The organism is Achromobacter sp. Marseille-Q4962, from assembly GCF_943737005.1.
Classification (GTDB): Bacteria; Pseudomonadota; Gammaproteobacteria; order Burkholderiales; family Burkholderiaceae_B; genus Achromobacter.
The window spans coordinates 61,232-80,128 of sequence record NZ_CALSFU010000017.1 but is presented as its reverse complement, the minus strand read 5'-3'; the positions used below and the strand labels follow the sequence as shown (position 1 = coordinate 80,128).

Annotated in this window: 18 protein-coding genes; 14 read left to right on the top strand and 4 right to left on the bottom strand. The window is 69.7% G+C overall.

Annotated elements, in window-relative coordinates:
• Positions 1-91: 91 nt before the first annotated feature.
• The 5 genes from NGJ44_RS16225 (at position 92) to NGJ44_RS16205 (ending at position 5,712) form a co-directional block, all read left to right on the top strand.
• On the top strand, positions 92-856 hold the full coding sequence (locus NGJ44_RS16225; protein WP_251864586.1) for a GntR family transcriptional regulator: 765 nt from the start codon (positions 92-94) through the stop codon (positions 854-856).
• On the top strand, positions 807-2,111 hold the full coding sequence (locus NGJ44_RS16220; RefSeq protein ID WP_251864585.1) for a malonyl-CoA decarboxylase domain-containing protein: 1,305 nt from the start codon (positions 807-809) through the stop codon (positions 2,109-2,111). The genes NGJ44_RS16225 and NGJ44_RS16220 overlap by 50 nt, the downstream gene beginning before the upstream one ends.
• Before the next feature lie 33 nt (positions 2,112-2,144).
• Entirely contained in the window at positions 2,145-2,981 is an 837-nt protein-coding gene (locus tag NGJ44_RS16215; RefSeq protein ID WP_286012374.1) for an enoyl-CoA hydratase/isomerase family protein, read from the top strand.
• Between the two features lie 5 nt (positions 2,982-2,986).
• Entirely contained in the window at positions 2,987-4,528 is a 1,542-nt protein-coding gene (locus NGJ44_RS16210) for a malonate--CoA ligase (protein WP_251864584.1), read from the top strand.
• A gap of 212 nt (positions 4,529-4,740) precedes the next feature.
• Complete coding sequence (locus tag NGJ44_RS16205; protein WP_251864583.1) at positions 4,741-5,712, top strand: Bug family tripartite tricarboxylate transporter substrate binding protein; 972 nt, start codon at positions 4,741-4,743, stop codon at positions 5,710-5,712.
• Between the two features lie 39 nt (positions 5,713-5,751).
• Here the strand turns inward: NGJ44_RS16205 and NGJ44_RS16200 are convergent, their stop codons facing one another.
• Positions 5,752-6,708: an aldo/keto reductase gene (locus NGJ44_RS16200; protein WP_251864582.1), complete on the bottom strand. Its 957-nt coding sequence runs from the start codon at positions 6,706-6,708 to the stop codon at positions 5,752-5,754.
• Positions 6,709-6,957: 249 nt separating this feature from the next.
• Here NGJ44_RS16200 and NGJ44_RS16195 point away from each other — a divergent pair, with 249 nt between their 5' ends.
• From NGJ44_RS16195 to NGJ44_RS16185, 3 genes are all read left to right on the top strand, one after another.
• Positions 6,958-7,929, top strand: coding sequence for an ABC transporter substrate-binding protein (locus NGJ44_RS16195; RefSeq protein WP_053246660.1), 972 nt, complete (start codon positions 6,958-6,960; stop codon positions 7,927-7,929).
• 254 nt (positions 7,930-8,183) lie between these two features.
• Positions 8,184-9,068 (top strand): ABC transporter permease, encoded by an 885-nt coding sequence (locus NGJ44_RS16190; RefSeq protein ID WP_053246795.1) that lies wholly within the window; start codon positions 8,184-8,186, stop codon positions 9,066-9,068.
• Between the two features lie 82 nt (positions 9,069-9,150).
• Positions 9,151-9,945: an ABC transporter ATP-binding protein gene (locus NGJ44_RS16185; RefSeq protein WP_053246794.1), complete on the top strand. Its 795-nt coding sequence runs from the start codon at positions 9,151-9,153 to the stop codon at positions 9,943-9,945.
• Positions 9,946-9,957: 12 nt separating this feature from the next.
• Here NGJ44_RS16185 and NGJ44_RS16180 read toward each other — a convergent pair whose 3' ends face one another.
• From NGJ44_RS16180 to NGJ44_RS16170, 3 genes are read right to left on the bottom strand one after another with little or no spacing between them, the layout of a single operon-like run.
• Complete coding sequence (locus NGJ44_RS16180; protein WP_251864581.1) at positions 9,958-11,220, bottom strand: NAD(P)/FAD-dependent oxidoreductase; 1,263 nt, start codon at positions 11,218-11,220, stop codon at positions 9,958-9,960.
• Positions 11,221-11,262: 42 nt separating this feature from the next.
• A complete protein-coding gene (locus NGJ44_RS16175) occupies positions 11,263-12,918 on the bottom strand; it encodes an NAD(P)-binding protein (protein WP_251864580.1) in 1,656 nt (551 codons plus the stop codon).
• Positions 12,915-14,426, bottom strand: coding sequence for a polyamine aminopropyltransferase (locus NGJ44_RS16170; protein WP_251864579.1), 1,512 nt, complete (start codon positions 14,424-14,426; stop codon positions 12,915-12,917). The genes NGJ44_RS16175 and NGJ44_RS16170 overlap by 4 nt, the downstream gene beginning before the upstream one ends.
• Positions 14,427-14,513: 87 nt before the next feature.
• Here NGJ44_RS16170 and NGJ44_RS16165 point away from each other — a divergent pair, with 87 nt between their 5' ends.
• From NGJ44_RS16165 to modA, 6 genes are all read left to right on the top strand, one after another.
• Entirely contained in the window at positions 14,514-14,900 is a 387-nt protein-coding gene (locus NGJ44_RS16165) for a DUF350 domain-containing protein (protein ID WP_251864578.1), read from the top strand.
• A gap of 34 nt (positions 14,901-14,934) precedes the next feature.
• Positions 14,935-15,954, top strand: coding sequence for an SPFH domain-containing protein (locus tag NGJ44_RS16160; protein ID WP_251864577.1), 1,020 nt, complete (start codon positions 14,935-14,937; stop codon positions 15,952-15,954).
• 24 nt (positions 15,955-15,978) lie between these two features.
• A complete protein-coding gene (locus tag NGJ44_RS16155; protein WP_251864576.1) occupies positions 15,979-17,445 on the top strand; it encodes a DUF4178 domain-containing protein in 1,467 nt (488 codons plus the stop codon).
• Position 17,446: 1 nt separating this feature from the next.
• Entirely contained in the window at positions 17,447-17,590 is a 144-nt protein-coding gene (locus NGJ44_RS16150; RefSeq protein ID WP_251864575.1) for a hypothetical protein, read from the top strand.
• Positions 17,587-18,003, top strand: a complete 417-nt coding sequence (gene speD, locus NGJ44_RS16145; RefSeq protein WP_251864574.1) for an adenosylmethionine decarboxylase — start codon at positions 17,587-17,589, stop codon at positions 18,001-18,003. Before NGJ44_RS16150 ends, speD begins: the two co-directional genes overlap by 4 nt.
• Before the next feature lie 136 nt (positions 18,004-18,139).
• Complete coding sequence (modA, locus tag NGJ44_RS16140; RefSeq protein WP_251864573.1) at positions 18,140-18,892, top strand: molybdate ABC transporter substrate-binding protein; 753 nt, start codon at positions 18,140-18,142, stop codon at positions 18,890-18,892.
• Positions 18,893-18,897: the final 5 nt, after the last annotated feature.

Genomic DNA, 18,897 nt, shown 5'->3' with positions numbered 1-18,897 from the left:
GCGCGGCGGCGGTTGCCGCTTTACAGGCGTCGGGTTCGGGGGCACTATGGGCCTTATTCATAATTATGAATTACGAATTCGGCGCCCCCTCATGACGACTCCCATCATCCGTCAAGCGCTGTACCTCGAGGTCGCGGACCGGCTGCGCGGCATGATCCATGCGCGCGCGCTGCGCAACGGCGACTGGATCGACGAACTGAAGCTGGCGGGCGAGCTGGGTATTTCCCGCACGCCGCTGCGCGAGGCCCTGAAGGTGCTGGCCACCGAAGGCCTGGTGCGGCTGGAGCCGCGGCGCGGGTGCTTCGTCAATGAACTCTCGGCGCAAGACCTCGAGAACATTTTCCCCCTCATGGCCATGCTGGAAGGGCGCTGCGCCTACGAAGCCGCGCGCAAGGCCAGCGACGAGGAGCTGCGGGCCCTGCAACCGCTGCATGATGAGCTCGCGTCCCACGCCGAGGCCGGGCGCATCGACGCCTACTACCGCGCCAACTATCTCATCCACGAGGCTACGCAGGCGCTTGCGGGCAATCCCTGGCTGGCCGACATGGTGGGCAACCTGCGCAAGGTGCTGAGCCTGTCGCGCCACCGCAGCCTGGCCTGGCCGGGCCGCATCCGGGAGTCCTGCGCCGAGCACCTGGCCATTTTCGAGGCGCTCAAGGCGCGCGATCCCGAGCGCGCCGAAATGCTGGCGCGCCGGCACCTGATGCGCCAGCTCGAGGTGCTGCGCGCCCTGGCCAGCGCGGAAGACGCCGATGCGCCGGCCGCCGAATCCATTCCCGATCCTGTCGTGCTTGAGGAGTCCGACCATGTCCGCACCCGGCAATCTCGTGCCCGCGCGCGCCGCGCGCACGCCTGAGCCCGAACGCGATGCCCCCGAGGCCGCGGCCCCGGAGAGCGCCAGCCTCATGACGCGGCTGGGCCGCCTCTGGGAGCGCGGGCGCCTGCCCAGCGAATCGGAGGTGCGCCGCCTGTTCGAGGCGCGCCTGACCGACGTGGCGGCCAACCGCCTGGCCAGGCGCTGGTGCGAGCTGTACCAGTCGGCCGACGGCAAGGAGCGCCGGCTGATGCTGGCCGCCGTGGCGCAGGTGCGCGGCAGCTACGCCGCCGAAGGCAGCGAAGGGGCGCGCTTCTTCAAGCGTTTCAATGCCTTGCCGCAGGGGCTGGGCTTTCTGGTGGCGCTGCGCGCGGACATGCTGCGCTGGCGCAAGCAGGTGTCCGGCCTGCAGGTGCTGGACAAGGATCTCGAAGGGCTGCTGTCGGCGTGGTTCGACGTGGGGCTGCTGGAGCTGCGCCGGCTGACCTGGGACTCGCCCGCCTCGCTGCTGGAAAAGCTCATCCTCTACGAGGCCGTGCATGAGATCAAGTCGTGGGACGACCTGCGCCACCGCGTCGCGCCCGACCGGCGCTGCTACGCCTATTTCCATCCGCAGATGCCGGACGTGCCGCTGATCTTCGTGGAAGTGGCCTTTGCCGGCCAGATGGCCGACAACGTGCAGGCGCTGCTCGACAGCGAGGCGCCGCCGCAGAACCTGGACAAGGCGCGCTGGGCCATCTTCTATTCCATTTCCAATACGCAGGCCGGGCTCAAGGGCATCAGCTTCGGCAATTTCCTGCTCAAGCGCGTGGTGGAGCAGCTGCTGGAAGAGCTGCCCAAGCTCAAGTCCTTCGCCACCCTGTCGCCGATGCCCGGCTTTGCGGAATGGCTGGGCAAGCTGGGCGGCGCGGACGTGGAGGCCATCGTGCGCGACGACAAGGCGCGCGCCCGCTCGGCCGCGCCCGAGGGCGCGCGCTGGGTGGAGCGCCTGGCCCACGCCGCCGGCCGGGGCAAGGCGTCGGAGGTCCTGCAGCGCGCGGCCTTCCGGCTCGCCTCGCACTATCTGCAGTCCATGAAGAACGGCATGCCGGTGGACCCGGTGGCGCGCTTCCACCTGGGCAACGGCGCGCGCATCGAGCGCCTGAACTGGGCCGCCGACACCTCGCCCAAGGGGCTGCGCCAGTCTTGCGGCCTGATGGTGAACTATCTGTACGACCTGGACGAACTCGACGACAACCTGGCCCGGCTGGGCGAGGGCAAGCCGGCCGTGAGCCGGGGCGTGGCGCGCGTGGGCTGAGGCCCGGCGCGCCCGGAACGAGGAAGAGGAGACATGGACGAGAAGGCAGGCGCCGCGCAAGCGGGCGCCGCGCAGGCGGACGGTGCGCAGGCGGGCGGCCGCGTGCGGCTGGAGCGCGACGGGCCGCTGGCCTGGGTGACGCTGTCGCATCCCGGACGGCTCAACGCCATTACCGTGGACATGTGGCGCGCGCTGCGCGAGACGTTCGGCCGCCTGTCGGCCGACCTGGACCTGCGCTGCGTGATCGTGCGCGGCGAGGGCGGCAATTTTGCCGCGGGCGCCGACATCCGCGAGTTTCCGGCCGAACGCGGCGACATGGCCGGCGTGCTGCGCTATCACCGCGAGGTGCTGGCGCCCGCGCTCCAGGCCGTGGCGCAATGCCCGCACCCGGTGGTGGCCCAGATCGAAGGCGTGTGCGTGGGCGGAGGGCTGGAGATCGCCGCCCAGTGCGACCTGCGCATCGCCGCGGCGTCGGCCCGCTTCGGCGCGCCCATCAACCGCCTGGGTTTTCCCATGGCGCCCGATGAAATGCGGGGCCTGATCGCGCTGGCGGGGCGGGCCGCCGCGCTGGCCATCCTGCTCGAAGGCCGGGTCTTCGGGGCGGCCGAGGCGCAGGGCATGGGCCTGCTCACGCGCGTGGTGCCCGACGCGGACCTGGCGGCCGAGACGCTGCGCTGCGCCCGGCGCATTGCCGGCGGCGCGCCGCTGGCCGCGCGCATCAACAAGCGGCTTTCGCGCCGCCTGGCCGAAGGCGGCCCCTTGACCGAAGACGAATACCGCGATTATTTCTCCTACGCCGAAAGCCGCGACCACAAGGAGGGCGTGCGCGCCTTCCTGGCCGGCGTAGACCCCATCTTCACTGGAGACTAGACAAGGTGAGCAACGCCAATCTCTACGCCGTCCTGCATGACGGTTTTCCCGCGGACGGCCGCAAAGTGGCGCTGGAGACGCCCGACCTGCTGTACACCTGGGACGACATCGACCGCGCCTCGGCGTGCCTGGCCAACCTGCTGGCTTCGCTGAAGCTGCCCGAGGGCGCCCGCGTGGCGGTGCAGGTGGAGAAGTCGCCCGAGGCGCTGCTGCTCTACCTGGCCACGCTGCGCGCGGGCCTGGTCTACCTGCCGCTCAATACCGCCTACCGCGAAGCCGAGATCGAGTATTTCCTGGGCAACGCCGAGCCGTCGGTCGTGGTGTGCGCGAGCAAGAACCGCGACTGGGTGCAGCGCGTGGCCGACAAGACCGGCTGCCCCCACGTGTACACGCTGGACGAGGACCGCACCGGCACGCTGCTGGAGGCGGCCTGCGGCATGCCGCAGGCGTTCGAGACCGTGGCGCGCAAGCCGGAAGACCTGGCCGCCATTCTGTATACCTCGGGCACCACGGGCCGCAGCAAGGGGGCGATGCTCTCGCACGGCAACCTGGCCTCCAACGCGCGCGTGCTCCACGACTACTGGGGCTGGCGTGCGGACGACGTGCTGCTGCACATGCTGCCCATCTTCCACGTGCACGGCCTGTTCGTGGCCTCGCACGGCGCGCTGCTGGCCGGCGCCCGCATGATCTGGCTGCCCAGGCTCGACGTGGACCAGGCCCTGCGCTACCTGCCTCGCAGCACGGTCATGATGGGCGTGCCCACGTACTATGTGCGCCTGCTGGCCGATCCGCGCTTCGACCGCAACGTGTGCCGCAACATGCGCCTCTTCATTTCGGGCTCGGCGCCGCTGTTGTCGGAAACCTTCTCCGAGTTCCAGGCCCGCAGCGGCCACGCCATCCTGGAACGCTACGGCATGAGCGAAACCGTGATGCTCACCTCCAACCCCTACGATCCGGCCCGGGGCGAGCGCCTGGCGGGCACCGTGGGCCGCGCGCTGCCGGGCGTACAGGTGCGCGTGGTGGACGACGCCGGCATCGCGCTGCCGCCCGGCGAGATCGGCAACGTGCAGGTGCGCGGGCCCAACGTGTTCTCGGGCTATTGGCGCATGCCCGAGAAGACGCGCGAGGAGTTCACCGAGGACGGCTGGTTCAAGACGGGCGACGTAGGCCGCTGGGGCGGCGTGTCCGCGGGCCGCGACGTGCCCGCCGACTATCTATCCATCGTGGGCCGCAGCAAGGATCTCATCATTTCGGGCGGCTACAACGTCTATCCCAAGGAGATCGAAACCCTCATCGACGACATGCCCGGCGTGGCCGAGTCGGCCGTGATCGGCGTGCCGCACCCGGACTTCGGCGAAGCCGTGGTGGCAGTGGTCGTGCCCAGGAACGGCGCGGTGATCGACGGCGCCGCCATGGTGGCCGAACTCAAGGCCCGCATCGCCAATTTCAAGGTGCCCAAGCGGGTGCACGTGGTCGGCGAACTGCCGCGCAACACCATGGGCAAGGTCCAGAAGAACGTGCTGCGCGAAACCTACAAGGCGCTCTGACGCCAGCCCGGACCGGCCCCTCGCGGGGCCGGTCTTGCCTTGGACGCCCCGGGGCGTCAAGCCCGCGCGGCGCGGGGCTTTTTTCAAACACACACCGACCGACAGCAGGAGGTTACGCCCACAAACCCGTCCGACCCCAGCAGCCCTGCACAACACCATCATAAGGACGCGACGCACCGCGCCGTCCACGCTGCACCAAAAGAGGAGACATCATGCACATCCGCAACATCGCCGCCGCCGCGCTGGCGGCGGCTTCGCTCGCCCTGGCGGGCCCCGCGGCCGCCGAATGGCCAGAGCGCCCCATCACCCTGATCGTGCCCTTTCCCGCCGGGGGCGGCACCGACACCTTCGCCCGGCCCCTGGCCCAGCAGCTCGGCATCCAGCTCGGGCAGTCGGTCGTGGTCGACAACAAGGGCGGCGCCGGCGGCACGGTCGGCGCGGGCGTGGCGGCCAAGGCCCGGCCCGACGGCTACACCTTTTTCATGGGCGGCGCGCATCATGCGCTCGCGCCTTCCCTGTACAAGAACCTGAGCTACGACATCCAGAAGGATTTCGTGCCGGTGGCGCTGGTGGCGCAGCCGCCGCAGGTGGTGGTCATCAATACCTCGCGCTTGCCGGTGAAGACCCTGCAGGAGTTCATCGACTACGCCAAGAAGCACCCGGGCGAGATCAACTTCGGCACGGCGGGCAAGGGCAGCACGCACCACCTGGCCGGCGAGCTGTTCGCCATGCAGACCGGCATCAAGCTGGTGGACGTGCCCTACCAGGGCGCGGGGCCTATGCTCTCGGCGCTGATCGGCGGGCAGGTGGACCTGGCGTTCGACGGGCTGGGCTCTTCGTCGGGCCACATCCGCGCCGGCGCCATCAAGCCGCTGGCCGTGGCCGCCGAGAAGCGCGCGCCTTCGCTGCCCGAAGTGCCCACGGCCACCGAGGCGGGCGTGCCCAACTATGTGGTGTCGACCTGGTATGCAATCTGGGCGCCCGCCGGAACGCCGCAGCCGGCCGTGGACCGCATGGCCGCCGAGATCACCAAGGCGCTCAACACGCCCAAGCTGCGCGAAACCTGGATCAGCAACGGCTCGGACATCCCCAACCTCACCGGCCCGGCATTCGGCAAGTTCGTCGACAGCGAAGTGACCCGCTGGGGCAAGGTGGTCAAGGATTCGGGCGTGACGCTGGATTGACGCGACCCACGCCGGTGCGCGGCGCGCGCCGGCGCCGCCTCAGCGCCATTCGCTGGCCTGGCTGAGCCGGGCCAGCTGGTCGCGGCTGAGCTCCAGCGTGGCCGCCTTGACCAGTTCGTCCAACTGCTCCAGCGTGGTGGCGCTGACGATGGGGGCGGTGATGCCCGGCTGCGCGATCTCCCAGGCCAGCGCCGCCTGGGCCGGCGTGCAGCCGGCGTCCTCGGCCACCTCGTCCAGCGCCTTGAGAATGCGCAGCCCGCGCTCGTTCAGGTAGGTTTCCACGATCTTCCTGCCGCGGCGGCTCTTGCCGGCGTCGGCGGCGCTGCGGTATTTGCCCGTGAGAAAGCCGCTGGCCAGCGCGTAGTAGCTGATGGCGCCCAGGTCTTGCGCCTTCACGAGGGCCTGCAGGCCGGATTCGAAGGGCTCGCGCGCGTAGAGGTTGTATTCGGGCTGGATGCTCTCATAGCGGGGCAGGTTGTGGCGCTCGCTCGTGATCAGCGCCTCGGACAGGCGCACCGCGCTGTAGTTCGATGCGCCGATGGCGCGCACCCGGCCGGCCTCGATCTGGCGGGCGTATTCGCCCAGGGTGTCGGTAAGCGGCGTGTCGGGATCGTCGGCGTGGGACTGGTACAGGTCCACGTAGTCGGTCTGGAGCCGCCGCAACGAATCGTCCAGGGCGCGGCGGATGTAGGCGGGCGACAGGCCCTTGGCGTCGGGCCCCATTTCCATGCCGACCTTGGTGGCCAGCAGCACGCGGTCGCGCTTGCCGGTGCGCTTGAGCCACTTGCCGATCAGGGTTTCGGATTCGCCACCCTGGTTGCCGGAGGCCCAGCGCGAATACACGTCGGCGGTGTCGATGAAGTTGAGCCCGGCGTCCACCAGCGCGTCCAGCAGCGAGAAGGAGCCGGCTTCGTCGACGGTCCAGCCGAAGACGTTGCCGCCGAAAACCAGGGGAGGAATGTGCAGGCCGGAACGGCCCAGTGCGCGTTGCTTCATGGCGGATGCTCCGTAGGAGGGCGGGACGGCGGGCGGCCCGCCCGCGTCCGGTCCGGGAAGTGACGGCCGGGTGCGGCCGCGCCGTTGCGGGGCGACATGCACCATTTCAGGGATTTCCCCCGACGCGGTCGCGCCGGCGACAAGTTAGACTATACGGCTTTATGGCGGGCCGCAGCGCCGGGAAGCCGGCTCCGCCGCCATAACATCAAACAACGAGCAATGAACATACCAGGTTCAAGGAGCTTACCTATGCTGATCGGAAAAAAACATTTTCTGACGGCCGGCGCCATGGCGCTGGCGCTGGCGATCGGCGCGCCGGCCGTGGCGCAGCAGAAATCCGTGGCGGTCACCGCCATCGTGGAGCACCCGGCGCTTGACGCGGTGCGCGACGGCGTCAAGGACGCCCTCAAGCAGGCCGGCTACGAGGCGGGCAAGAACCTGAAGTGGCAGTACCAGAGCGCGCAGGGCAACAACGGCACCGCTGCCCAGATCGCCCGCAAGTTCGTGGGCGACCGCCCCGACGTCATCGTCGCCATCGCCACGCCGTCGGCGCAGGCCGTGGTCGCGGCGACCAAGGACGTGCCCGTGGTGTACTCGGCCGTCACCGATCCGGTGGCTGCCCAGCTCGTCAAGAGCATGGAGCCCTCGGGCACCAACGTCACCGGCGTGTCCGACCTGCTGGCCCTGGACAAGCAGATCGACCTCATCAAGAAAGTCGTGCCCAACGCCAAACGGGTGGGCATGGTCTACAACCCCGGCGAGGCCAACTCCGTGGTGGTGGTCAAGCAGCTCCAGGACCTGCTGCCCAAGTCGGGCATGAGCCTGGTCGAGGCGGCCGCGCCGCGCTCGGTGGACGTGGCCTCGGCCGCGCGCAGCCTGATTGGCAAGGTCGACGTCATCTACACCAACACCGACAACAATGTGGTCTCGGCCTACGAGTCGCTGGTGAAAGTGGGCAACGACGCCAAGATCCCGCTCATCGCCTCGGACACCGACAGCGTCAAGCGCGGCGCCATCGCTGCCCTGGGCATCAACTACCACGACCTGGGCATGCAGACCGGCAAGGTGGTGGCGCGCATCCTGAAGGGCGAGAAGCCCGGCGCCATTCCCTCGGAAACCATCTCCAAGCTGGAGCTCTACGTGAACCCGGGCGCGGCCGCCAAGCAGGGCGTCACGCTGTCCGACGCGCTCCTGAAGTCCGCCGCGCAGGTCGTCAAGTAAGCCTGCCGGCCCGCGACCCCGCCCCGCCCATCCGGGCGGGGTTTTCGTTATTGGAGCGGCCGGGGCCGAGCCCCGCCGGCCCGCCGTTGCTGGCGAGGCGAGGCCGGCCCGCGCGCCTTGGCAGAAAACCGGCGAAAATCGGGGTCCAGGAAACGTCTATTCCAAAAACGCGGGTAAAACTGACCCCGAAACGCAAGAAGCTGGACGTTTCCTGTCTTTAATATGCTCGTTTTCCATTTCTCTGGATTTGACCCATGTCATTGTTTTCGTTGTTGGGCGCGCTGGAGATCGGCCTGATCTTCAGCCTGGTGGCCTTGGGAGTGTTCATCTCGTTCAGGCTGCTGCGCTTTCCCGACCTGACCGTCGATGGCAGCTTTCCGCTGGGCGGCGCGGTCTGCGCCACGCTCATCGCCTCGGGAACCGACCCCTTTCTCGCCACCATCGCGGCCACCTTCGCGGGCGCGGCCGCCGGGCTGGTCACCGGCTGGCTGAACGTGAAGCTGCGCATCATGGACCTGCTGGCCAGCATTCTCATGATGATCGCGCTGTATTCCGTGAACCTGCGCGTCATGGGCAAGCCCAACGTGCCGCTCATCACCGAGCCCACCGTATTCACCATTCTGCAGCCCGGCTGGCTCAGCGACTACGTGGCGCGGCCGCTCATCCTGGTGGTGATCGTGATCGTCGCCAAGCTGCTGCTTGACTGGTTCTTCGCCACGCAGACGGGCCTGGCCATGCGCGCGACCGGCTCCAACGGCCGCATGGCCCGCGCGCAGGGCGTGCACACCGGCCGCATGATCATGGGCGGCATGGCGCTGTCGAACGCGCTGGTCGGCCTGGCGGGCGCGCTCTTCGCGCAGACCCAGGGCGGCTCCGACATCTCGATGGGCATCGGCACCATCGTCATCGGCCTGGCGGCGGTCATCGTGGGCGAGAGCATCCTGCCTTCGCGCAAGCTGGTGCTGGCCACGCTGGCCGTCATCATCGGCGCCATCGTCTACCGCTTCTTCATCGCGCTGGCGCTCAACAGCGATTTCATCGGCCTGAAGGCGCAGGACTTGAACCTCGTCACCGCGGTGCTGGTCACCATCGCCCTGGTCATTCCCATGCTCAAGCGCCGCGTATTCGGCAAGAAGTAGATCGGCCCGCAGACCCGTCCCGGAAGCGTCCCCGCAGAGGGGCGCCGCGGCGGGGCCGCGAATGGCACACAGGAGTATTGATATGTTGTCGGCAAGAGACCTCAAGATCACTTTCAACCCGGGTACGCCGATCGAGACGCGCGCGCTGCGCGGCCTGTCGCTGGACATTCCGGCGGGGCAGTTCGTCACGGTCATCGGTTCCAATGGCGCGGGCAAGTCCACCTTTCTCAATGCTGTCTCGGGCGACCTGCCGGTGGATTCCGGCCGTATCGAGATCGACGGCGCGGATATGACGCGCCAGCCGGTCTGGGCGCGCGCGGCCAAGGTGGCCCGCGTATTCCAGGATCCCATGGCGGGCACCTGCGAAGACCTCACCATCGAGGAAAACATGGCGCTGGCGCAGATGCGCGGCGCCCGCCGCGGCTACGGCCGCGCGGTCAAAGCCTCGATGCGAGACGGCTTCCGCGAGCGCCTGGCCACCCTGGGCCTGGGGCTGGAGAACCGGCTGTCCGACCGCATCGGGCTGCTGTCGGGCGGCCAGCGCCAGGCCGTGAGCCTGCTCATGGCCGCCCTGCAGCCTTCGCGCATCCTGCTGCTGGACGAGCACACCGCCGCCCTGGACCCGCGCACCGCCGACTTCGTGCTGCAGCTCACGGCGCGCATCGTGGCCGAAAACCGCCTCACCACGATGATGGTCACCCACAGCATGCGCCAGGCGCTGGACGTGGGCGACCGCACCGTCATGCTGCACCAGGGGCAGGTGGTGCTGGATGTGTCGGGCGACGAGCGCAAGGGCATGGACGTGCCCGACCTGCTCGCCATGTTCGAGCGCGTGCGCGGCGAAAAGCTGTCCGACGACGCGCTGCTGCTGGGCTGAGGACGTCGAGGCTCAGCCGTTCAGCAGGCGCTGCGGCCGGAAGGCATGGGCAAGCGCCGCGTGCGCGCCCGCCTGTCCGCTCATCAGCCCGGCCAGCAGCCGGGCCGTGCCCGGGCCCGTGCTGAACCCGATATGCTGATGGCCCAGCGCGAGCCACAGGCCCGGCCGGCGCGGCGCTTCGCCGATCATGGGCCGGCTGTCGGGCAGGGTGGGGCGGCGCCCCATCCAGGGCGTATCGTCCAGTCTGTCGCCCAGCGGAAATGCCCGGCGCGCCTGCGTTTCGGCCAGCCCGAGCTGTTCGGGCCGCGGCGGGGCGTCGCAATCGTCTAGCTGCACGCCCGTGGTCAGCCGCAGTCCGCGCGCCATGGGCGAGAGCACGTAGCCGCCGCCCGTGTCGTACACGGGCCGCCCCAGCGACGCGCCGGGCTGCGCCGCGTAGTGCATGTGGTAGCCGCGCTCGCAGACGAGCGGCACGTCCAGGCCCGCGGTGCGCAGCAGGGCGCGCGACCACGGCCCCAGCGCCACCACCAGCCGGTCCGCCGACAGCGATCCGCTTGCTTCGGCGCCGACCACCGTCCAGCCGCCGGCGCCGTTCGGCCGGATGCCGCGCACCGGCATGCGGCGGAATGCGCCGCCGGCCTGCCGGAACAGCGCGGCATAGGCCCGCACCACCGCTTGCGGGTCGTCCACCGAATACGAGCCCTGGACCCAGAGCGCGCGCTCAAAGCGCGGCGCGAGCGAGGGCTCCAGGGCGGCCAGCTCCGGCGGCGCCAGCGCTTGCGTGGGCACGCCGTATTCGGCATAAACGCGGCGCGCCGCGGCGCCGCCTTCCCAGGCCTGCGCGCTGCGGTAGAGAAAGATCCAGCCCGTGTCGCGCAGCCGGCGGCCGATGCCCGCCTCGCGCATCAGTTCCTGGTGCGCGTCGGCCGACAGGCGGATCAGCCCGTCCAGCGCGGCCACGGTTTCTCGGTAGACGGCGGGCCGGGCATTGAGCAGGAAGCGCGCGCCCCAGCCCAGGTTGCGCAGCAGGAAACCCGGCCGGTAGCGGAACTGCGCCGTGTCGTTGCGCAGCAGGCGCGGGAGCTGGCGCCAGAGGCCGGGATGATTGAACGGGATGAGCGAGCTGCGCGCCAGCACGCCTGCGTTGCCGTAGGAGGTTTCGCTGCCGGGTTCGCGGCGGTCCACCAGGATGACCGACGCGCCGCGGCGCTGCAGTTCGAGCGCGCAGCACACGCCCACCATTCCCGCGCCCAGCACGATGATGTTGTTTCCCATGGGTTCTGGCTCCATTCCGGTTTCGTCTTCCGCGCCGCGGCCTCATGCCGCGCCCGCGGCAGATCCGCCCATTACGCGCGCCGCCGCCGTTACGCCCCACCACGCGGCCTCTTCGAATACCGAGTATCCGGAAAGGTCGGCATGGGCGAAGAGAATGGGGCCGTCGGCCTCGCGCAGCGCCAGCAGTCCCGGGTTGGACAGGTAGCCCGGCGCCGGCGTGGCCATGGCGTGGCCGCGCACGGTGATTTCCAGCTCGCGCGCGTAGCGCCAGAACGCGTCGCCATAGGCGGCCGTCAGGTCGGCCGAGGCCGCCGCGCGCAAGGTCTCGGGGCTGGCGTTTTCCAGCCAGCGCCGGGCCTGCGCGGGCGCCATGCCGGACAGCGCATGATAGGCGGTGAACACGGTGCGCGGCGACGGCGCCACGCGCAGCAATTGATGGGTGGACACCACATAGCCCAGCCCCTGTCCCTGGTAGACCACGTTGTCCCACGACAGTGGCTCGCCCGGCATTTCCGGAGGATAGCCGTCCATGACGAAGTTCGACACCAGCCAGGCGGCGCGCGGCGGCGCGTGCGCGGCGGGGTGGTAGCCGTAGTCCCGGATGTCCGGCAGCAGGCGCTGCGCCACGAATACCGGCATGGCGCAGACGGCGCGGCCGGCCTGCAGGGCATAGGCGCGCGGCGCGCCCGCCGCGCCCGGGGCCGCGCAGACCACGCGCGCGCCCGCCGCCGACGGCTCGATGCGCACGGCGCTGCCGGGCAGCAGCCAGTCGTCGCGGCCCAGGCGCGCGCTGATGTCGGCGCGCATGGCCGCCACCAGCGCCGACAGCCCGCCGGGCCAGGTGAGCACGGCGCCGTCGCCGGCATTGGCGGCGTGGCCGTCGCGGCTGGCGAAATAGTGCAGCCCGGCCCAGGCCGACACGGCGCCGCTGTCCGCGCCGTAGTCGTCGCGGCAGCAGTAGTCCAGATACCAGAGCAGGGCGGGCGCGTCGTAGCCTTCGCGGCGCAGCCACTGGCGCAGGCTGAGTCCGTCCAGCGCGCGCCATGCGGGATCGCGCGAGGACAGCGATACCGGGATCGCGAACACCTTGCGGCCGTCGGCGCCGCGCGCCGCGTGCAGGCCGGCCACGGTCTGCAGGAAGCGGCGGTGCTGCGCCAGCTCGGCCTCGGGCAGGCCGGTCATGGGCAGCAGGCTGTCTTCCCAGCGCCCGCCGCGCAGCAGGCGCTCCTGGGGCGCATGCACGATGACGGCTTCGTCGTACCAGGGCCGCGAGTCGTCCGCGCCGCGCTCCAGGATGCCGAGCGCGGCCAGCATCTCGCGCACGTGGACGGATTCCATCGAGGGCAGCGGCAGATAGTGCGCGCCCAGCGGATAGTCCAGCCCGCGCCGCCGCCCGCCGGCCGCGTTGCCGCCGGTTTCGGGCCCGCTCACGACCACGAAGTCGCGCCAGCCTTCGCGCGCCAGTTTCCACGCGCAGCTCAGACCCGCCACGCCCGATCCCAGGATGGCGACGGCGGCCCGGCGGACGCCCGAGGGCGCGGGCCAGGCCGCGCCCTCGCGCAGCGCGTGGCCCAGTTCGCGTCCGGGGTAGCGCAGCTCGGGCCGGACCTCGACGATGCGCGAGCGGGCCAGGCCCAGCGCGCCGCCGGCCGCCGCGGCTGCCGCGCCCAGCAGGAAATGGCGGCGGCCGGGCTTCATCGGATGACCTTGCGCCAGTCTTCGTCGAAATACCGCACCAGCGATTGTTCGTTGAGGCGGTTGGGCGGCATGGCGAGCCGCGGCATGTCGGCCGGGAAATGGAACAGCTCCCGCAGCGTGTCGGGGTCCAGGTAGCGGGCGGGCACGTCGAGCGCGCGCGGCGGCGCATAGTCGTCGCGCTTGCCCGCCAGGATGAAGCCCCAGTCGCCGAAGGAAGGCACGTAGGCATGGTACGGCCAGGTGTGCAGGCCGGCTTCCTGGAGCGTGGCGTCCACGCTCCAGAAGGAGCGCGGGGCGAAATAGGGCGAGGTGGACTGCACCACCATGTAGCCCTTCTCGGCCAGATGGCGGGCCATGAGATGGTAGACCGGCACCGAGTACAGCCGCCCCAGCCCGAAGTTGGAAGGGTCGGGGAAGTCCACCACGATGAAGTCGTACACCTCGGCATGCGTTTCCAGCCAGCGGCCCGCGTCTTCGTTGACGACGGTGACGCGCGGGTCTTTCAGCGAGCCCTGGTTCAGCGCGACGAGCGGCGCCGAGCGCGAGAACAGCCCCGTCATGGCCGGGTCCAGGTCCACCAGCGTGACGCGCTCCACGTTGCGATGCTTGAGGATCTCGCGCACTGCCAGGCCGTCGCCGCCGCCCAGCACCAGCACGTTGCGCGCCCAGGGCAGGGCCTGCAGGCCCGGATGCACCAGCGACTCGTGATAGCGGTGCTCGTCGCGCGAGGAGAACTGCAGGTTGCCGTTGATGTAGAGCCGCAGGTCGTCGTGCCAGCGGGTGACGACGAGCCGCTGGTAGGGCGTGGTCTCGGCATGCACCACCTCGTCGCCGTACAGGCCCTTCTCGGCCCAGGCCGTCATGCGCGGCGAGGCGATGAAGCCCATGGCCAGCAGGCCCAGCACCACCGCGCCCCGCACGGCGCGTTCGGCCGGCCGGCGCACCTCGGCGCGAAAGAGCCAGGTGGTCCAGAGCGCCACCCCGGCGTTCAGGATGCCGAACAGGAAGGCCGTGCGCAGCAGGCCCAGCCGGGGCGCCAGCAGCAGCGGAAAAATGAGCGAGACGGCCAGCGCGCCCAGGTAGTCGAAGGTGAGCACGCGGCTCACGATGTCGCGGAATTCGGCCTTGCGCTGGTTGAATATGCGCATGACGAGCGGGATCTCCATGCCCACCATCAGGCCGATCAGGAACACGCCCGCGTACAGCGCGGTGCGGAACGGGGCCGACAGCCATGCGAACACCAGGAAGAGGGCGGCGGCCGAAATGCCGCCCAGCAGCGCGACCATCAGCTCCACGTCGATGAAGCGGTTGAGCACGTCGTCGTCGCGGACGTAGCGCGACGCCCACGACCCCACGCCCATGGCGAACAGGTAGCAGCCGATGACGGAGGAAAACTGCAGGACCGAGTCCCCCAGCAGGTAGCTGGCGAGCGCGCTGGTGATGAGCTCGTAGCCCAGCCCGCAGGAGGCGACGATGAGAACCGAGAGGATGAGGACGCGGTCGCGCATGAAGAGTCCGGCAGGAGAAACGCGTTCGCAGTATATAGAACTGGAACGCGCCGTTTATACTGCGGCCAACTGGAGGATCGCCAATCCATGCATCCGGCTCTGACCTATCTGATCTACATCGCCTCGGCGCTCGTCATGCTGGGCGCGTTCACCCTGGTCTATACCGCGATCACGCGCTACCGCGAGTTCGAGCTTATCCACGAGGGCAATATCGCGGCCATGCTGTCCTACGGGGGCGCCCTGGTGGGGTTCAGCTTCACCCTGTGCTCCAGCATCGCGGTGCACGCCACGTTCGTCATGTTCGTGCTGTGGGGCCTGGCCGCGATGGCGGTGCAGGCGCTGGTGTACGCCGTGATGGGGCGCGTCATCCGCGGCATGGACGACGCCATCCAGGAAAACAACATCGCCATGGGCGGCCTGATGGGCTCGATTTCGCTGGCCGCGGGCATCGTCAACGCCGCCTGCCTCACCTGAGGCCGCCGGCGCGGCCATACCGGAGGACCTATCCATGAGCCTGGGCTCTTTCATCCGCAAGCAGTTCATCGACATCCTGCAATGGAACGAGGATCGCGAAGGCGTACTGGCCTGGCGCTACCCCATGCAGGACTTCGAAATCCAGTACGGCGCCAGCCTCACCGTGCGCGAGTCGCAGATGGCGGTCTTCGTGAACGAGGGCAAGGTGGCCGACGTGTTCGGCCCCGGCATGTACAAGCTCACCACGCAGACCCTGCCGGTGCTGACCTACCTGAAGAACTGGGACAAGCTGTTCGAGTCGCCGTTCAAGTCGGACGTGGTTTTCTTCAGCACGCGGCTGCAGCTCGGCCGCCGCTGGGGCACGGCGCAGCCGGTCACGGTGCGCGACGCCGAGTTCGGCATGGTGCGGCTGCGCGCCTATGGCGTGTATTCCTACCAGATCGCCGATCCGGGCAAGTTCTACCGCGAGATCAGCGGCACGCGCGAGGTGTACACGGTCGACGACCTGGAGGCCCAGCTGCGCAACATGGTGGTGGCGGCCATGAGCGCGGCCCTGGGCGGCGCCAATGTGCCGTTCCTCGACATGGCGGCCAACCAGGGCCTGATGTCGCAGCGCATCGGCGCCGAGCTGGCGCCCGTGTTCGAGCGCTATGGCGTGAAGCTGGACAACTTCACGGTAGAGAACGTGTCGCTGCCGCAAGAGCTGCAGAAGGCGCTGGACACGCGGATTTCCATGGGCATGGCGGGCGACCTGGGCAAGTTCACGCAGTACCAGACCGCCACGTCCATTCCGCTGGCCGCGCAGAACGAGGGCGGCGTGGCGGGCATCGGCGCGGGCCTGGCCGCCGGCGCCGCGCTGGGCCAGACCATGGCCCAGGGCCTGGCAGCCGGGCAGGGGCGGCCCGCGCCTGCGGCCCCGGCTCCGGCCGGCCAGGGCGAGGCCGATCCGGTGCAGCGCCTGCAGCAGCTCAAGGCCCTGCTCGACCAGGAACTCATCACCCAGGCCGACTACGACGCCGCCAAGGCCGAAGTCCTGAAGAAACTCACCCGCTGATTCTTTCCCTACCGGTCCGGCTACATGCAGCAGGTATTGTGTCCGCAATGCGGAGCGCCCGTCAGTTTCGCCTCGACCGCCTCGGTCATGGCGGTATGCGGCGCGTGCCGCAGTACGCTGCTCAAGGACGCCGATTCCGTCCGCCGCATCGGCGAGGCCGCGGAAATCCTCGAAGACTGCTCGCCGATCCAGCTCGGCGCCACGGGCGTCTACGGCAAGAAGCGTTTCGACGTGATCGGCCGCATCCAGATGCGCTTCGAGGACGGCTTCTGGAACGAATGGTATCTGTGGTTCGAGGACGGCTCCGACGGCTGGCTGTCGGACGCCTCGGGCCAGTATGCCGTCACGCGCCGGCGCAGCGCCAAGACGCGCAAGGCGCTGCCGGCTTTTGCCGACATCCGGCCTGGCCTGGAAATCAACCTGGACGGCCAGCGCTTCGTGGCCTCGGACGTGCGCGTCTGCCGGGGCGGCGGAGCGCAGGGCGAGCTGCCTTTCGCGCCCGGCGAGGGCTGGCAGGCCCGCGTGGCGGACTTCCGCAGCGTGGATGCCTTCCTGACGCTGGACTATTCCGACGGCGACACGCCCGAGGTCTATATGGGCCATGGGTACGACCTGTCCGGCATGCAGGCGGGGTCGCTGCGCTCGGACGAACAGGTCATGGAAACGGCCGGGCGGTTCCGCGGCCAGGTGCAGGCGCTCGCCTGCCCGCAATGCGGCGGCCCCATCAGTTTCGTGGCCGCCATGGCCACCCAGGTGGTGTGCCCCTCCTGCGGCAGCCAGCTCGACTGCTCGGGCGACACGGCCGTGGTGATCGCGCAGGCCAGGAAGGCCGCGCGCCTCAAGACCACGCTGGCGCTGGGCGAGAAGGCCCGCATCGACGAGGCGGAATACCTGCTCATCGGCCTGATGAAATGCGTCGACCCGGACCCGGAAGACCCTTCCGACTGGATCGAATACCTGCTATTCAATCCCCGGCGCGGTTTTCTGTGGCTGGTCGAGAGCAACGAGGGCTGGGAGCGCGTGCGCGTCTGCGACACCTGGCCCGGCCGGGCCAACGCCGCCAGCGTGCGCTGGCAGGGCCGCGTCTACCGGAAGCTCTACGACTACACCTCGCGCGTGGACGCGGCGCTGGGCGCCTTCAACTGGCGCGTCAAGGCGGGCGACAGCACGCAGATCACCGATTACCAGGCGGGCGACGACAAGCTCACGCGCGAGCTGGCCGAGGCCGAGCTGGGCTGGTCGGCCTCCGCGCCGGTGCAGCCCGCCCAGCTCGCGGCATGGTTCGGCCGGCCCGAACTCGCCAGGCTGACGCCGCGCCGCGAAGCCGGCCGGCCCGGCTCCTACCGCAACTGGGCCAAGGTGGCCATCATCTTCATGACATTCATGAACTTCGAGCGTCTGCTCAGCGGCGGATTCCTGCCCTTCCTGATCGGGCTGGCGCTGCTCTGGTTCCCGGCGGCGATCGCGGACAAGCTCGGGGGCGGGCAATAGCATGGGCAAGTTCCTGTACACCGTGTATGCCATCGTGGTGATCATCTTCGTCACGGGTTCGGGCACGTCCTCCTCGGGCGGCGGCTCGACCTGGGGCGGCTCCTCGGGGCATTCGGGCTGGTCTTCGGGCGGATTCCACAAATGAGCGGCCAGCAAGGCCAGGCGTCCGGTCCGGTGTCCGGTCCGGTGTCCGGTCCGGTGTCCGGTCCGGCGCCGCACGCGGCCCGGGGCCGGCACCTGCTGGCTGACTTCCACGGCGTGGCGGCCGCGCTGCTGGGCGACGCCGCCGCGCTGGAACGCGAACTCGTCGAGGCCGCGCGCGCCGCCGGCGCCCGGGTGCTGGGCGCGCACTTCCACCATTTCGGCGCGGGCGCGGGCGTGACCGGCGTGGTCATGCTGAGCGAATCCCACATCAGCATCCATTCGTGGCCCGAGCATCTGTACGCCGCGCTGGACATCTTCATGTGCGGCGCGGCGCGGCCCGAACTGGCGCTGCGGCGGCTGCGCGCGGCGCTGGCCCCCGCCTCGGTGCGCGTGCACGACGTGGCGCGCGGCTGAGGCCGGGCGGCAAGCGCCCGCGCTTGCGTGACTATGCATACCGGCCTAAGCATCCGGCCAAATTGACTGTCGTTATATAGGTAGATATATTTCGAACCCGGTTACCGTTTTTTTCAATCCCCGAGGAGAAGCCCCCATGGCCCTGAAACCGCTAGTCGCCGCCGCGTTCGCGCTGGCCACCCTGAGCGCCAATGCCGGCGCGGCCGAATTGGTGGTGTCGGCCGCGGCCAGCCTCACCAACGCCTTCAAGGACGTGGCCCAGTCCTATGAGAAGGCGCACCCCGGCGCCAAGGTGGTGCTCAACTTCGGCGCTTCCGACGTATTGCTGCAGCAGATCGTCAAGGGCGCGCCGGCCGACGTCTACGCCTCGGCCGACCAGAAGGCCATGGACCGCGCCGTGCAGGAAAAGGCCGTGCGCCCGGATTCGCGCGTGGACTTCGCCGCCAACCAGATCGTGCTCATCGTGCCGGCCGACAGCACGCTGCCGATCGCGTCGCTGCAGGACCTGACCCGCGGCGAGGTCAAGCGCGTGGCCTACGGCAATCCGGCTTCGGTGCCGGTCGGGCGCTACACCCAGGGCGCGCTGCGGGCGGCCGGCCTGTGGGACGCCGTGCAGGCCAAGGGCGTGCCGGCGCAGAACGTGCGGCAGAGCCTGGACTACGTGGCGCGCGGCGAGGTCGAGGCGGGCTTCGTGTTCGCCACCGACGCGGCCATCATGCCGGACAAGGTCAAGGTGGCCGTGCGCGTGCCGTCCCAGACGCCCGTGACCTATCCCATCGCCGTCACCGCGCGCGACGCCAATGCCGCGCAGGCCCAGGAGTTCGTGAACTACGTGCTCTCGCCGGCCGGGCAGGCAATCCTCGCGCGATACGGCTTCCAGAAGCCCTGAGATTT